This is a genomic window from Streptomyces sp. CLV115 (assembly GCF_038448545.1).
Lineage (GTDB): Bacteria > Actinomycetota > Actinomycetes > Streptomycetales > Streptomycetaceae > Streptomyces > Streptomyces sanglieri.
In genome coordinates this window covers 39,578-54,172 of the sequence record NZ_JBCEWQ010000046.1, presented here as the reverse complement: position 1 = coordinate 54,172, position 14,595 = coordinate 39,578, and the positions used below count along the sequence as shown (strand labels likewise).

The following is a 14,595-nucleotide window of genomic DNA, read 5'->3' as shown; positions in this document are numbered from 1 at the left end:
GTCACAGCCTCCTACGTATGGCACATAGGACACTCCCGCTACAAGCGATAGCCACCGGGACGAGACAGCGGCCACCGCGTCCCGGTGGCTATCGCTTGTAGCGGGAGTGTCCTATGTGCCATACGTAGGAGGCTGTGACGGTCTCCATGGTGTGGGCGTGATCCGTGAGCGGGTGCTTGCCTCCGGAGGTGAGTTCGGTGATCCGGCGGCGTGCGGCGACGGCCTGGTCCTCACACATGCGGGAAGCCACGCGGAACGCCTCTTCGAGGCTGCACCCGCGATGGCGGACCAGTAGCGTCGGCAGGCTCAGAGGATCCGGGCCGTCGTGGTCCTTCTCCTTCGCGTACGAGGCCAGGTCGTTGATCCATCCGGCGAGGTCGGCCACGGCCTGTTCCAATTCCCGTACGGCCGGCGAGGCCCGCTGGTCCTCGGTGAGTTCGTACCCGTGCATGATCTCCGCTGCCGCCATGACGGTCCGGACGAAGACCGTGTGCGGGCGCATCGCACGGTAGTCGTCCAGGGTGATCCGGCCGGGTTCGCCGAGGTGGTGGGCCTCCCACAGGATGCCGAAGAGGCTGTCCCGCAGGTGTGCGGTGAGCCGTAGGTACTGCGTGGGCGTGGCCCGCTCCCGGAACCGGGTCAGGAGGTCCTGCAGGGCGGCGGTGCAGGGGTCGTCGCCGGTCGGCGGCCCGTCGTGGCCGGCCAGCAGCTGGACACAACGGGCGGTGCGGCGGACCAGGCGGGCGGTGTCACGGCCGCCTTCGGTCTCGCCGTGCGTGTCGTCGAACGCGGTGAGCCATACGAAGAGGCCGGCGAACAGGATCACGCCGTCCCGGTCCGCGGTGGGCAGGACACGGGCCACTCCCTGGGCCGTGATGTTGCAGAGGGCCTTCGCCTCGCCGGGCGAACCGGTCAGGGGGAAGGTCCGCAGCCAGCGTGCGGTCTGCTCCTCGACGGCGTCGGCGTACGGGCTGGTGGCGAACGGACCGGGGAAGGTGTCCCGGAGGTCGGGCATCGGCAGGGCGAGCGGGTCCGGGCCGCTGGTGTGGCTCATGCGGCCTTCCCTGTGACGGTCCGCCTGGCCTCGGCGGTCATACGGGGGTCCGACGGGTGCACGGTGAGCAGTCCGACCGGTTCCACGGCGGCGCCGGGAACCGGCCGCAGCCGCCAGCGGGACGCGATGAACGCCGTGATGACGACCGCCTCCGTCCAGGCGAACGCGTCGCCGATGCACATGCGTTTTCCCGACCCGAAGGGGATGAAGGCTCCCCGCGGCGGCTGGGGGCGCTCCGGAAGCCAGCGGTCGGGGTCGAAGCGCAGCGGGTCGGGGTACAGGTCCGGGTCCCGGTGCAGCGCGTAGGGACTCCACAGCACCTGTTCCCCGGCCGGCAGGCTGACCTGTCCGAGGCGCACGGGCCTGGTGGCCTGCCGGGTCACCAGCCAGCCGGCGTGGTGCAGGCGCAGGGTCTCACTGACCAGTCTGCGGGTGAAGGCGAGCCGGGGGACGTGCTCGGCGGTGATCGGGCCCTGCGCGACCACGGAGTCGACCTCTTCGTGCAGCCGCCGCTCCAGTTCGGGGTGGCGGCCCAGTTCGTGGAACAGCCAGGCGAGCATGACTCCGGTCGTCTCGGACCCGGCGGCCAGCAGCCCGATGATCTCCGACAGGATCTCGTTGTCGGGCAGGGGCGCGCCGCTCTCGTCCCGGGCCTCCAGGAGCAGTGTCACGAGGTCGCTGTGGGCGTCGGGGTCCGCCCGGCGCTCGGCGATGATGTCGGCCACCTCGCTGCGCAGCAGGCCGCGGGCGGCCTTGAGTCGCCGGTTGCTGCGGGTGGGCAGCCGTTCCAGCGAGGACACGGGCAGCATGGTGCGCCAGATGGCCGCGGTGAAGACCGTGTCGACGGCGTCGAGGATCGCGCGTGCCCGCTCCTGTTCCGCGCGGAAGGAGCACAGCACCGCCATGGCCACGTCCTGGGCCATGAGCCCCATCTCGGTCTTCAGGTCGAGGACTTCCCCCTCGTGCCAGCGGGCGATGGACGGTTCCACCGTTTCCCGCATCGTGTCGACGTACCCGCTGATCTGTTCGCGGTGGAAGGCGGGCTGGAGCAGGCGGCGCCGGCGCAGGTGGGGCTCGCCCTCCGCGACCGGCAGGGCCGAGCGGCCGAAGAGCTTGAGCTTCTCGCCCAGCAGCCCCTTGGAGAAGGAGTTGGACTTGCTGGTGAGCATCTCGTGGATCAGCTCGTAGGAGTTGACCACGGTCACCTTCTTGGGGCCGACCGACATACGGACGACCGGCCCGTAGGTCCGCAGGCGCTCGACGAACTCCAGGCGGTTCCTGAGCAGGGGGACGGCGTGTCCGACGAGCGGCAGCTTCCCCGGAGCGGCCGGCGGAACGTCCATGTCGGCAGTCATCTCTGTGTCGGCACTCACGCGTGGGTCCTTTCCGTGTCGGCTTCCGTGCATGCGGCTGCGCGGCGTGCCCGCAGCAGCTCCTGTGCGGAGAGCACCTCCGCCTCGATCACCGCGGCGGGCGCGTACAGGGTCTTGTCGTGCCACAGGGCGGGGTGCCGGGGGTCGGGGTACCGGCCTTCGGGGTGTTGGCGGTCGGGGTGCGAAGCGTTGTGCAGATACGTTTCAGCGAGATCCAGGGACCGGGCGTGCCGAGGCGTGGGGGCGCCGGCGCTCAGCAGGATCTTGACGGCGTACGCGGTCTCTTCGACGGTGCTGCCCCACACCCCCCAGGAGCCGTCGGCGCGCTGAGTTCCGGTGGTCCATTCCGCGGCCTTCCGGACGGCCCGGGAGGCGTGCTCGCCGCCGTACTGCGCGAGCGCGGTGACGCTTCGCGCGGTGGCGTAGTAGGGGGAGGCGTGCCACTTGTCGGTCCAGTGTCCTTCGGGCTGCTGCTGGTCGGCCAGCCAGTCGCTCAGCTTCGCCGCCCGGGGACCGTGGGTGTGCTGCGCCTCCGGGCTGCGGCGCAGGTGGCTCACGAGGGCCTGGAGGGCGTGGGCGTTCGCGGTGACCGACCCGGTGTCCTCGCCGATGTAGCAGTCGTAGTGGCTGCCGTTGTGGAACAGGTCCAGCGGTGCCGGGCCGTGGGGCAGCCCGACGAGCGAGGCGACCAGCACCGCCATGGCGGTGTCGTCGGCATCGGTCATGAGGCCGGGCGCACCGCGCACGCCCCGGGGATCGTAGATGTCCTCGGCCCACTCACGGACAGTGGCAAGAGCGGCAGCGGGCAGGTGGGCGCGTGCCAGCGCGGCGGCGACCCACAGCCGTTCGACCACGCGCAGGGGCGCGGCCTCGGGGAAGAGACCGTCGTAGCGCCCCGCCACCGCGGAGAGGTCGGCGACGGCCTGAGCGGTGGCGGCGGGTGATCGCGCCGCCCGCGCCGCGGTGGCGGCCGGCGAACTGCCCAGCAGGCCTTCGGCGTCGGGGACGAGAGAGGGCGGTACGAAGCCGGCTATGCCTTCGAACGTGTGGTGGTACTTGACGGGCAGGCTGCCCGCCGGCTCGTACCGCCCGGCCACGCGGGCCGGTGCCGACCCGTGAAAGCCGCCCGGCACCGGGAGCCGGGGGCCGCCGGAACCCGGCATGTCCCCGCCGTCGGCGGCCGGCGAGTCCAGCTTCTCGTTGATCGCGGCGACCAGGCCGGGCACGAGTATCTCCGCCGCGGCAGTGTCCGGCCACGGACCCGCCGGGGGCAGCGAACGCAACGCGCCCAGTCCCCTTTCCACCGCGGCCGTGAGCCGGCCGGTGACCTCCGCGGACGCGGCGCCCCTCTGCAGGACCGCCAGTGCGGCCTCCACCGCGCTGAGCGTCGGCAGGAGCCGGTAGGGCGGCGGTCCGTCCCCCCAACTGCCGTCGGGCGCCTGCTGTTCCAGCAGGTACGTGATCCGCCGCGGCTCCCCGGGCAGCCACGGCGCCGCCGACAGGACACGGGCCGTCTCGTACAGGGAGGGGCCGACGCTTCCCCACTGGTCCTGGTCGGCCCCGGCCACCAGATCGGCGGCCCGTTCGGCGTAGGGTGTGCCGACGTGGGTGCTGATGCTCATGGGACGGCTTCCTCCTCGGGGGTCTGAAGACGGTGTACGGCGGTGCCTCATGTCTGCCTGGCCGTTGCGTCCAGGGCGAGGCGGCGCAGAGAGTCGGTGGCACTCGCCGGGAAGGGAGCGTCGTCCAGGGCGGCGAGGGCGGCCGCCCGCCGCGCGGTGATCATCTCCTCCACGCTCTGCCGGGCGCCGGTGGATTCCAGGACCGTACGGACCGCAGCGGCGTGTTCCTCGTCGAGGTCGCTCCGGCCGACGAGCTCGCGCAGGGTCCTCAGCTCGGCCGCGGAGGCCCGCTGGACCGCAAGCGCCATCAGGACGGTGGCCTTTCCCTCGCGCAGGTCGTCCAGTACGGGTTTGCCCGTCCTGGCGGGATCACCGAAGACCCCGAGCAGGTCGTCCCGCAGCTGAAACGCTTCTCCCAGCGGTATGCCGAAGGCGGTACAGGCATCGAGTACGGGCGGGGCCGCTCCGGCCACCGCCGCCCCTATGTGCAAAGGCCGCTCTATGGTGTACTTGGCCGTCTTGTACCGGATGACGTGCAGGGCCGTATCCACATCGCCGGAAAGCCGGCCGGTGCCCTGCAGATCCAGGAGCTGGCCGTACATGACCTCGCTCCGCATCTCGGCCACCAGAGGCAGCACCTGTGCCAGCCGTTCCGGGCCGAGGCCCGCCGCACAGAGGAGCTCGTCGGACCACACCAGGGCCAGATCTCCGAGAAGGACGGCCGCGCCCAGACCGTGTGCCCGGGCCCTGCTGTCCGGGCCGCCGCCGTCGGTGTACGCGGTGGCCAGGGCGCGATGGGCCGACGGCCGGCCGCGGCGGACATCGCTGTCATCCATCACATCGTCGTGCACCAGGGCGAACACCTGGAACAGTTCGAGACTTGCGGCGGCACGGACGGCACCGGCCATGTCGCCGGTCGCTCCGGCGGCCTGCCAGCCGTACAGGCACAGCAGGGACCGCAGCCGTTTGCCGCCGGTCAGAAGTCCGCGCAGCGCGGTGGTCAGGTGGAGCAGCTCGATTCCTGGCGCCGTACGTTCCTTGGCGTCCAGGAATCCGATCAGAGCCGCGCCCACCTTCTGTCGTAGGGAAGCGAGATCGGGCAGTGCTGTGGGAAGGGCTTGTGTCACCTGCGGTTGACCTCTTTCGTTCGGGAACCGTCGTCGCGGTTCCGTTCTTGCAGAGGACGGGGCCGACGGACCCGCGCCTCCTCCCTGGGGGCTGGCGGGGGGGGGGGGGGGGGGGGGGGGGGGGGGGGTGGCGCCCGGTTCCCGGACGGCACCACCGCGATGCGACGAACGACGGCAGGTGATACGGCTTCTACACCGGGGTACCGCCTGCTGCCGGGGAGAACGGTGTGTCCCGCTCGGGGCGGGACGGGCTGCGGCTCCAGGGGGTCGCCCCGTCGGCGTCGGGAGCCAACGGGGTGAACCGGGCCGGAAGCGCGGTGAGCATGCGGTGGACAGCCCCGGGACGGTAGGTCAGCCGGCCGACGGGGACTGCCAGTTCGATGTCCGGCAGGTAGGTCAGCAGCCTCTCGATGGCGGCGGTGGCGACCAGCATGGCGACGTCACGGGCGGGACACGCGTGCGGCCCCGCGGCGAAGGCCAGGTGCGCCTTGTTCCCGGAGCGGTAGCCGTCCGTCGGAACGCCTGAATGCGGGCAGGTGTTGGCAGCGGCGTACGACACCATGACGGGCGAGCCCGCGGGGAGGCGGACACCGTGGAAGGTCACGTCCTTCTTCGGGAAGTGGACGCTGAAGTTGGCCAGCGGAGCGTCGTGCCACAGCGCGTCGTCGATGGCGTGCTGGATGGGCAGACTCCCGGTGGTCAACGTACCGAAATAGCGGTCGTCGCTGAGCATGCGCACAAGCGCATTGGCGATGAGGTTGCCCAGCGGCTCGTTCCCGGCCCCGAGCGTGATGAGGATCTGGTTGACAGCCTCCTCCTGGTTCAGACCATTGGGATGATCGATGAACCAGGAGGTCAGATCGTGGCCGCGCTGCGCCGCCTTGGTCCTGTAGAGCGTTTCGAGGTAGACACCGAACGACTGCCCGCCCGCCGCCTGTGTCTCAGGATCGCTGTCCATCATCGCCCCCAGCGCCCACACGAGCCGCCGGCCCTCCTCGTCCGGCATGCCGAACAGAGCGTTGAAGACCATCAGGGGCAGCTGCTGCGCGTACTGGCCGACGAGGTCGACCGTTCCGGTGTCGGCGAACTCCTGGAGCAGCGTGTCGGCGAAGCGGAACGTCAGGGCGCGCACATCATGCGGATCCAGCAGACCGAAGCTGTCCGTGATCACCCGCCGCAGATGTGCGTGCGTCTCGCCGTCGGCGAAGAAGAGACTCGGCCGCCACTCCACCAGAGGCCGGATCGGGCTGTCCTCCGGCACCTGCGGCAGCCAGCCCCGGGTGTCCTTGGTCCAGGTATCGGCGTCCTGGAGGAGATCGAGAGCGGCCCGGTAGTCGGTGACGATGCTGACCACGACACCGGGGGCCACCTCGGCCACGCCGACCGGCCCCTGCCTGCGCAGCAGGTCATAACTGCGCTGCGGGTTCGCGGCGTGTTCGGGCCCGTGCAGGGACACGGGCGCTTCGGCTGGTATGAGTGTCACGAGGCTTTGACTCCGGCAACGGATATGGAATGGGCGGTCAGTTGGGCAAGCGCGTTCAGGCCGCTGTTCTTCTCCCGTGCGTCACAGGTGACCAGTGGAGTCTCCGGGGCGAGGTCGAGCTTCGAACGGATGAGCGCCAAGTCGTACTTGGGTGAGTCGGGGAAGACATTGACAGCGACGGCGTACGGCAAACCGCGCTCCTCGATGAGTTCCATCACCTCCCAGGAATCCTTGAGCCGCCGGGTGTCGACCAGGATGAGGGCGCCGAGCGCCCCGAACGCGATGCCTTCCCACAACGGAAGGAAGCGGCGCTGCCCCGGAGTCCCGTACAGATAAAGGACGATCTTGTCGCCCGGCAGCGTCAGCCGGCCGAAGTCGATGGCGACCGTCGTGGTGGTCTTGTCGCGCAGCACATCGTGACTGAGGTCATCGGTGGCGACCGCCGCGTTTGTCATGACCTCGTCGGTGTGCAGCGTCGGAATCTGCGACAGCGACTTGACCACGGTCGTCTTGCCGATACCGAGCGGACCGGCAACGAGGATCTTGATCCTCCGGTGCTCACCCTCGGGCAGGTAGACGGGAGACGGGCTAGGCGGCAAGGAGAGCGTGGAGTCCACTCAGAACCTCTTCCAGGACTTCTTTCGACGGCCGGCCATCATTCGACGCACGGAGGGCATCCGGAAGCGGAACGGTGGCTTTTAACTGACCATCACTGACAAGTTGTTCGGCGAGCACCAGTGTCACGCTGACCGGGAGACCGAGATAGCCGGCCAGTTCGACGACACTGAGAGAGCCGTCGGTCAGCAGCTCGATCACCCGCTGGTGCACCGCCGTGTGATACCTGGCCAGGGGCAGACCACTGGCACGCAGCGCGGCCAGCGAATCGAGAGTGCCCGAGAGACCGGTACCGGGGCTGGTCCCCGTCGCGAGATACGCCGGCAGCAGCCGGCGCTGTTCCTGGCCGCGACTCATGACACCCCGTCATTGACACGGGCGGGAACGGACATTATCTGCTCCCCGAGCTTCATCGCCTGACGGGCCATCGTCGCCGCGACCACCCCCATCGGCATGTCCTGATCACCCGCTGCCGCGATCAGGGTGTTGGTCCCCTCGCCGACCGGCATGACCATGTACGTACCCCGGTCGTTGTGCGAGGTGACGGTCGTCAGCGGAGTGCTGGGAGGAGCCCCCAGAACCGCGTTGGTGGCGGCGCGGGAGGCCGAGTGCAGCGCGGCGGTCATCGCACCGATACCGTCCGCCTCGTCCTTGGTGAGGTTCTCCGAAGTGGCCTGGACCATCCCGTCGAGAGTCATGGTCAGAGCGTGCCGGACACCACGGATCTCCGTGATGGGCTTCAGGACCCAGGCGGACGGGCCGGACTCTTCATAGGCTTCAGACATGATCACAGTGTTTGCTCCGAATCGGTGACGGACCGGCCGTCGGTGAGGCCACTTTGGAAATCGCTCCAGATGGCACCGGTGCTCTCCGGGTCCAACGGGCGGGGCGCTGCGGCGGCTTCTTCCTGGGCGGCTGTCGCCGAGAAACGGCGGCGACGCTGCGGCAGTTCCGCCGCGGCGGACGGCGCGGGGGAGTGCGCCTGCGCACCGGCAGCGGCAGGCCGCTTGTGGGCCTGGGGCGCCACAGCAGGCTGAGGAGCCATGACCGACGGAGGCGTGACGTTCTCGTCGATCGAAGTCAGCAGGTTCTCGGGAACGGACACCACAGCGCGCACCCCGCCATAGGGAGAGGAAGTGTCGATGGACACATGAAGGCCGTAGTCGGCGACGAGACGGCCGATCGCGGCGAAACCCATGGACGGCGGATCACCGAGCTCAAGGAGCATCACCTCCTGCTGCTCACCGGAGATCAGACTCCGCCCGCGCGCGAGCGCTTCGGACGTCATGCCCTTGCCGGCGTCGTCGATCGTGATGCACACACTGCCGTTGCCCGTCTGGACCAGGCCGACGTCCACCATGAGGTCGTCGCGGGAGTGCTCCAGCGCGTTGGCCATCAACTCGGCGCACACCACAGCCACGGGCTCGGCCGCACGCCCGACCACACCGATGTTGGAAAGACCCAGCCGGGAAACGATGTTGATACGGTCGAAACCACGCAGCCGGGAGGAGGCGCCACTGACGACCTCGCTCACATAGGTGTCCTTGCGGACGTGCCCCGGCCAGCCTCCGCACACGATGGCGGACCGCTGCGTGAGGCGCAGGTTCTGCTCGTTGATGTGGTCGGACTCAAGCAGGCTCTGCGTCAGACGGGGCGGCGCACTGAACTCGTGCTGCAGACCCACAATGTTCGTCTGCAACCGGTAGGAAAGAGCCTGGGACTCCTGAGTCGCGCCACGCAGGGCAGCACGAGCAGCGGCGTCGATGCGGCGCCTCTCCTTGAGGACGATGCGGGAAACCGCTTCGGGCACGGCATCGAGAAGCCGGGCAGCCTCCGTCCCCGCGAGGTGCTTGTGCAGCACCCCGGGGACGGGGTGATGAGAGCTGATCAGGTGCAGTGCGAGAGCGGGAAGCCGATCGGAGACGAGATGACGCACCTCGCCGAGAAGCTCCGCCTCGCGGGTACCGAGTTCCTTCGCACGGGACTCTGCGGCCTGCCTGTTCTGCACCTCGGTCCGGGCGCGTCCCTCAGCAGCCTGCGCACGGGAATCGGCGGCCTGCGTCTCCGCGCGCAACGCTCTGCCCTGTCGCACGTGTATACGGCGCGAGCGTGCCAGAAGCAGCGCCCAGACTGCCAGGAGAAGAGACAAGACGCCAAGGGCAACGGCGATTTTTGAGGACAAGGTCACGGAGGGTGGTCCTAGGGGTCGATCGAGCCTTCGAAGAACAGCGCATCGGTTCACTGCCCCGCAGGGGAGTGCGCGCGGCCTCCGGAGAACTGGTGGACAGAAGAACAAGGTGGCAAGTGAACGGCGTGTGGACCGCCCGTGCGGCGAACGAGCGCCACCTCGGACGAACGACTACCGGGCCGGGGCGAGTCCCGCAGAGCCGCCCGGCCCACCCGGAGCCCCATCGCCGCGATCCCCACGGGCGACGACGGCTGCTCGGTCGGTCCTTCCACAACTGCCGCCCCCGGAAACGGTCGCAGGGCGGAGCCTGCTGAACGCGGACGAACAGGTTCATCAGAGCTCCGTTGAGGACTGCGAACGTCGGCTACCGGGTGCTTCCCGCCGTCGCACGCAGTCGACTCGCGGCCTTGCCACTACCTAAAACGGGGTCAGCTTACTGGAGTTGATCTGCACACGCGCCCCTGGTAGGCCCGCACAGTTGCGAACCGGACGATCTTCGCCCGCCGCTTTCTCACCGATCCCCCGCAGCGCGGACAACGGCGCCCTCCGACCGCCCGCCCACCGCCCCGTCCGGCAGTGGTTTCCGGTCGGCGGCCGGTGCCGCCCGGCCGGCAGATTGATGGCTTTTCCTGCCGTTTGAGGTGGAACGCGGGGCTCTGACAGCGGACCCCGACGAGCAACTGCCCTTCCCGCAGGGTGCGGTGGCGGAAACTCGTGCCCTGGCGCAGGATTCTGTGGGGCGGCGTCGCGCACCTGAACCCGACGGCGGGAAGCCGGCCCCGACCGAACCGCCGACCCGGACCGCCGGCCTGAACCGCGCCGCCGGACCGACCCGGACCACCGGCCTGAACCGCGCCGCTGGCCGAACACCACAAGGCCCGGAGTCGGGAAACCACCCCACTCCGGGCCTGCACACAACCTCACACCGGACATCACCCGGCTCGGCCTGGCCGGCGCACGCCGGTTCGCGCAGCGTCAGTCCGCGAGCTTGCCCTTGAACACGTGGCTGGCGTAGTCCATGGAGATCCGGTACTTGGTGCCGGGAACGACGTCCGTCGCGAGGACCCGCCACTTGCCCACATCACTCTTGACGAAGCTCTTGTACGTGGTGCACTCCTTGCCGCCGCCGGTCGGGTAGAAGCAGATCCTGACCCGCAGCGGGTTGGCACTGCCCCACTGCGTGAGCTTGAGGTTGATGTCCCCGCAGATCTTGGGCCTGGCGGTGTAGTACGGCCCGAAGCTGTGCTCGGCCTGGTCCGTCCCCATGTTGAACGTCTCGCTCGTCGCACTCCCGTAGCAGGTCACGGCCGCCCCCGACGCCGCCGCCGAGCGCTCGGGAACCGATGTCGCGGCGCTCACCGAAGCGCTGCTCATCGCGCCGGTGACCAGGGCCAGTCCGCCCGTCAGTACAGCGATCCGCCGAGTGATCTCACGCATGGTGTGATGCCCCCTGTCGTGTTCTGTCCCTCCCTTCCGGAGGGACAGTGCGAGTCTGCTGGAAACGACTTGGGCGGGGTACCTCACACCTCATAGGGTCCGAACGCGGAGAAACCGGACCGGCGCCGTGTGCCGGTTCCGCGAGCCGGGCCACCTTCGTGAAGCGGCCGGTGTGCAGGCCCCGGCGACTGCCGCGGACGCGCCTGTTTCCATGCTTTCGGCCCGGACCGGGCCACCGCATCGGGCCGGGACCGGCGGAGGCGGACCCGCCCCTTGCCGCCAGCCCTCACCCGGGAGTCAACGGCCTTCGGTCTACTCGTCGTTGGAGGGGGTGGCGTGTGCCTTGAGGAGCGCATCGACTCCGAGCAGGAAGGTCTCGCACACCAGGCCCGGGTCGAAGAGGCAGCCGGCAGCCATCGCCCCATCGCGCATCATCACGAAGTGGCGGGCGGCGGGTGCGGCGGGATTCTCCGGAATCCTGGCCAGAAGGCCGGTGACGGTCTCAAGGAACCATTGACGGTGCGTGAGGACGGCCAGGTGCACCGGGTGGTCGGGGTCGGGATACTCGGCGACAGCGTTGAGGAAGGCGCATCCCCGGAATCCGGGGGACTGGATGCCCTGGGCGATGGACGCACTGACCTTACGGATGGTCTCGGCGGCCGGGAGCCCGGCGGCGACGGCGGTGCCGACCTGGTCGCGGATGGCCCGGTCGGCCTCGTTGAGGTACGCGACGATCAGGGTTTCCTTGCTGGGGAAGTGGCGGTAGAAGGTCGCCCGTGTCACCTGTGCTTCCGCGATGATGCGGTCCACGCCGACGGCATGGATCCCTTCCGCGTAGAACACCCGGCCGGCTGTGTTGAGCAGCCGGGACCGGGCTTCGGACGGCCGGCCTTCATACTCGCGCACCATGCGGCGATTCTAGCGGGTAGAACGTTCGGTCTTGACAAGTGGTGACACCCTTGCCAGCCTGGTGAACAGAACGTTCGGTCTTGCAGGAATGGCGTCCGGTCGCCGGCCCCGCCAGGCGGCAACCGGGGCGGCCATCGGAAAGACATGCGACCGGCCCGATCGAGAAGGCCGACCGCAGGAAACCCCGCTCTCCTCTCTTCTTCTCTCTCCGCGTATCCATCGAAAGGGACCATCGTGAGCGCCATCGCTGCTCCGTCCGGCATCACCGGGACGGCCTCTGCCCTGCGTCGGCTGTACTTCGTCCGGTTCGCGTTTGCCATCGTCTGGGCCCTCGTGATGTTCACGACGGCCACGAAACTCAGCCCGGCCGCGGTCGTGCTGCTCGTGCTGTACCCGCTGTTCGACGTGGGGGCGGCCGTCGTCGACGCGAGGTCGTCGCGCACGACGGGATCGCCCGCGCTGCTCTACGTGAACATGGCCGTCAGCCTGGTCGCCGCAGCCGGCGTGGGTATCGCCTGCGCGTCCGGCATTCCGGCGGTACTGCGCGTCTGGGGTGCCTGGGCGATCCTGTCCGGGCTGGTCCAGCTGATCGTGGCTGTTCCCCGTCGCCGGCTGGGCGGCCAGTGGCCGATGATCGTCAGTGGCGCCATCTCGGTGCTGGCGGGGGCCTCGTTCGTCGCGTCGGCCGGCGCGGACGAGCCCACGCTCACCGCCGCGATCGGCTACGCCGTCCCCGGCGGCATCTTCTTCCTCATCTCGGCCCTGCGCCTGGGCCGCACCGCCCAGGACAACTGACACGGATGCTCACACGTACGACGTCACCGTGATCGGCACGGGCCCGGTCGGGGAGAACGCCGCCGACCGGGCGGTGCAGCGACGCTCGCCTCGCTGGCGCAGTACGGAGAAGTGAACCGGTGGGGGTGACGCAGGAGAAGCTGCCACGATCGCCGGATGGGTGCATTGGATGCGGTGGCAGGCAGGGTTGCCGGCGGGGCCACCGTGGAGTTCCGGCCCACCAACTCCTCCTGAAGCGGGCGCGGGCGACCCCCGCCTGCCAGGTGGCGAGGGCATCGCCTTTTCCAGGTGCGCGGTGATGTACGCGCGAACGGCTTCGGCGCCTCGCCGCAGGTCACGTCCTCGACCTGCGGCGAGGAGAGCGTAAATACATCGACAGCACCCCTCGGCACCCGGCAAAGTGGCCGTCCGTGACGAGCAGTGAATTGTGGACCCGTGCGACCGCCGAGCGCTACGACGCCGAGGAGGCCGAAACGTCCTCGGCTGCCGCTCTCGGACCGGCTCTCGCCTTCCTCGCCGAGCTTGCCGGAGACGGCCGGGCACTGGAGTTCGCCATCGGTACCGGACGGGTGGGCGTCCCGCTCCGGGAACGCGGCGTGCCGGTAGTGGGCATCGAACTGTCCGAGCACATGGCAGCGGTGCTGCGGCGCAAGCTCGACGAGAGCACGCTCCCGGTGACCATCGGGGACATGGCCACCACCGTCGTCCCGGGCGAGTTCACCCTGGTCTATCTCGTCTACAACACCATCACGAACCTGCTCACGCAGGACGAGCAGGTCGAGTGCTTCCGCAACGCCGCACGTCATCTGGAGCCCGGCGGCCGATTCGTCATCGAGCTGGGTGTGCCGCCGCTGCGGTTCCTGCCGCCCGGCCAGGTCGCGGTGCCGTTCGATGTCTCCGAGAAGCATCTCGGCTTCGACACCTTCGACCTGGTCGAGCAGATTCTCGTCTCGCACCACTTCACCCGCGACGGCGCCGACGGCCGCTACCGTCGCGGCAACTCCCGGCACCGGTACGCCTGGCCGGCAGAACTCGACCTGATGGCACGGATCGCTGGGCTGGAGCTGGAATCTCGCGTCGCGGACTGGGACGGGGCGCCGTTCACCCAGGACTCCGCGAAGCACATCTCCGTGTGGCGCAAGCCTGCCTGAGGCCAACCACCGGGCAGTCGATGCAAGCGGTGTTCGCCCCGTCGCACACGCCACCCGTCCGGTCCAAGCGGCCAAGTCGCCCGAGTCACCACCGACGCCTGCCGGGATGAAGCGCCCTCCAAGGCGATGTGCCATCGTTCGAGCCCCGTTCCCGGATGCTCATCCTGTGAGAAGCGAACGGACCGCGCCTGAGTGCCGGCTCAACCGCGGACTCACCTCCAGAGCGCGTAGCCAACGAACAGACAGCAGGCCACGAGGAACGGCACGTACTCTCCGAGACGTCTCCCGGCGATGTCGACCCGCGCGTTCCCCGGAGCGCCGGGAAGGAAGAGCACCGGGGCCCCGTCCCCCACGCGCAGGCGTCGGCGCCCCGTTGCCTGGTCCCGCAACTCGCACGCACGGCCCTGGTCGTCGATGAATTCGACCACCGTGTACGTGGTGGGGCCACTTCCTCCTGTGCCGGGACTGGACTCGTAGCGGGCCACCAGGCCTCTGACACGGATCCCGTGGCGCCGCAAGCGGTAGTGGAGCACGGCCTGATGGACGCCGTATCCCACGGCACCCAGACCGAGCACCAGTAACACCACATAATCCATCGGCGTCTTCCCTTCAGTGTTTCGCCCAGCCCTTCGAGCTTCTCCTGCCGAGTTTCTCCTGCCGGGCTTCCCCTGTCCGGTAAAGGGACGCTTTGCCGATCGGTGGTGGTTCCTGGTGCAAATGCCGGGATGTGGCAGGGTCCGCGCGGAGGCCGTGCCGCCGGTCGCCGGCAAGGGTGATTGATGAGTTCGGGCCGCCGGCGACTCGATGCTCCGGGCCGACGTCGTACGTCGCCCCGGTGAGG

14 protein-coding genes are annotated in these 14,595 nt (G+C 69.4%); 2 read left to right on the top strand and 12 right to left on the bottom strand.

The window, feature by feature from the left end:
* Nucleotides 1-88 precede the first annotated feature (88 nt).
* The 11 genes from AADR41_RS18105 to AADR41_RS18055 all read right to left on the bottom strand — a co-directional run bounded on the left by AADR41_RS18105 (nt 89) and on the right by AADR41_RS18055 (nt 11,808).
* Complete coding sequence (locus tag AADR41_RS18105; RefSeq protein WP_342282440.1) at nt 89-1,054, bottom strand: terpene synthase family protein; 966 nt, start codon at nt 1,052-1,054, stop codon at nt 89-91.
* Nucleotides 1,051-2,427, bottom strand: coding sequence for a cytochrome P450 (locus tag AADR41_RS18100; protein WP_342282439.1), 1,377 nt, complete (start codon nt 2,425-2,427; stop codon nt 1,051-1,053). The genes AADR41_RS18105 and AADR41_RS18100 overlap by 4 nt, the downstream gene beginning before the upstream one ends.
* On the bottom strand, nt 2,424-4,049 hold the full coding sequence (locus AADR41_RS18095) for a prenyltransferase/squalene oxidase repeat-containing protein (RefSeq protein WP_342282438.1): 1,626 nt from the start codon (nt 4,047-4,049) through the stop codon (nt 2,424-2,426). Before AADR41_RS18095 ends, AADR41_RS18100 begins: the two co-directional genes overlap by 4 nt.
* A 47-nt stretch (nt 4,050-4,096) precedes the next feature.
* On the bottom strand, nt 4,097-5,176 hold the full coding sequence (locus AADR41_RS18090) for a polyprenyl synthetase family protein (RefSeq protein WP_342282437.1): 1,080 nt from the start codon (nt 5,174-5,176) through the stop codon (nt 4,097-4,099).
* A 190-nt stretch (nt 5,177-5,366) separates the two neighbouring features.
* A complete protein-coding gene (locus AADR41_RS18085) occupies nt 5,367-6,659 on the bottom strand; it encodes a cytochrome P450 (protein ID WP_342282436.1) in 1,293 nt (430 codons plus the stop codon).
* A complete protein-coding gene (locus AADR41_RS18080) occupies nt 6,656-7,276 on the bottom strand; it encodes a GTP-binding protein (protein WP_371097248.1) in 621 nt (206 codons plus the stop codon). The genes AADR41_RS18085 and AADR41_RS18080 overlap by 4 nt, the downstream gene beginning before the upstream one ends.
* Nucleotides 7,248-7,631 carry a DUF742 domain-containing protein gene (locus tag AADR41_RS18075; RefSeq protein WP_124723166.1) on the bottom strand — a complete coding sequence of 128 codons (384 nt, stop codon included), beginning with the start codon at nt 7,629-7,631 and terminating at the stop codon, nt 7,248-7,250. Before AADR41_RS18075 ends, AADR41_RS18080 begins: the two co-directional genes overlap by 29 nt.
* Nucleotides 7,628-8,059 carry a roadblock/LC7 domain-containing protein gene (locus tag AADR41_RS18070; RefSeq protein ID WP_259932819.1) on the bottom strand — a complete coding sequence of 144 codons (432 nt, stop codon included), beginning with the start codon at nt 8,057-8,059 and terminating at the stop codon, nt 7,628-7,630. The genes AADR41_RS18075 and AADR41_RS18070 overlap by 4 nt, the downstream gene beginning before the upstream one ends.
* Nucleotides 8,060-8,061: 2 nt before the next feature.
* Nucleotides 8,062-9,462, bottom strand: coding sequence for an ATP-binding protein (locus tag AADR41_RS18065; RefSeq protein ID WP_342282435.1), 1,401 nt, complete (start codon nt 9,460-9,462; stop codon nt 8,062-8,064).
* A 975-nt stretch (nt 9,463-10,437) separates the two neighbouring features.
* Nucleotides 10,438-10,899, bottom strand: a complete 462-nt coding sequence (locus AADR41_RS18060) for a hypothetical protein (RefSeq protein WP_342282434.1) — start codon at nt 10,897-10,899, stop codon at nt 10,438-10,440.
* Nucleotides 10,900-11,211: 312 nt separating this feature from the next.
* Nucleotides 11,212-11,808, bottom strand: a complete 597-nt coding sequence (locus tag AADR41_RS18055; protein WP_342282433.1) for a TetR/AcrR family transcriptional regulator — start codon at nt 11,806-11,808, stop codon at nt 11,212-11,214.
* 234 nt (nt 11,809-12,042) lie between these two features.
* On the opposite strand from AADR41_RS18055, the gene AADR41_RS18050 reads away from it, so the two are divergent.
* A complete protein-coding gene (locus AADR41_RS18050; RefSeq protein WP_342282432.1) occupies nt 12,043-12,603 on the top strand; it encodes a DUF308 domain-containing protein in 561 nt (186 codons plus the stop codon).
* A 410-nt stretch (nt 12,604-13,013) separates the two neighbouring features.
* Nucleotides 13,014-13,754, top strand: a complete 741-nt coding sequence (locus tag AADR41_RS18045) for a class I SAM-dependent DNA methyltransferase (RefSeq protein ID WP_342282431.1) — start codon at nt 13,014-13,016, stop codon at nt 13,752-13,754.
* A 212-nt stretch (nt 13,755-13,966) separates the two neighbouring features.
* On the opposite strand, the gene AADR41_RS18040 is transcribed toward AADR41_RS18045, so the two are convergent.
* On the bottom strand, nt 13,967-14,350 hold the full coding sequence (locus tag AADR41_RS18040) for a DUF3592 domain-containing protein (RefSeq protein ID WP_342282430.1): 384 nt from the start codon (nt 14,348-14,350) through the stop codon (nt 13,967-13,969).
* Between the last annotated feature and the right edge of the window lie 245 nt (nt 14,351-14,595).

Bases quoted from the DNA above. Each gene is read 5' to 3' on its own strand.
- AADR41_RS18060 (WP_342282434.1), bottom strand. From the start codon at position 10,899: ATGCGTGAGATCACTCGGCGGATCGCTGTACTGACGGGCGGACTGGCC.
- AADR41_RS18055 (WP_342282433.1), bottom strand. From the start codon at position 11,808: ATGGTGCGCGAGTATGAAGGCCGGCCGTCCGAAGCCCGGTCCCGGCTG.
- AADR41_RS18105 (WP_342282440.1), bottom strand. From the start codon at position 1,054: ATGAGCCACACCAGCGGCCCGGACCCGCTCGCCCTGCCGATGCCCGAC.
- AADR41_RS18040 (WP_342282430.1), bottom strand. From the start codon at position 14,350: ATGGATTATGTGGTGTTACTGGTGCTCGGTCTGGGTGCCGTGGGATAC.
- AADR41_RS18095 (WP_342282438.1), bottom strand. From the start codon at position 4,049: ATGAGCATCAGCACCCACGTCGGCACACCCTACGCCGAACGGGCCGCC.
- AADR41_RS18070 (WP_259932819.1), bottom strand. From the start codon at position 8,059: ATGTCTGAAGCCTATGAAGAGTCCGGCCCGTCCGCCTGGGTCCTGAAG.
- AADR41_RS18075 (WP_124723166.1), bottom strand. From the start codon at position 7,631: ATGAGTCGCGGCCAGGAACAGCGCCGGCTGCTGCCGGCGTATCTCGCG.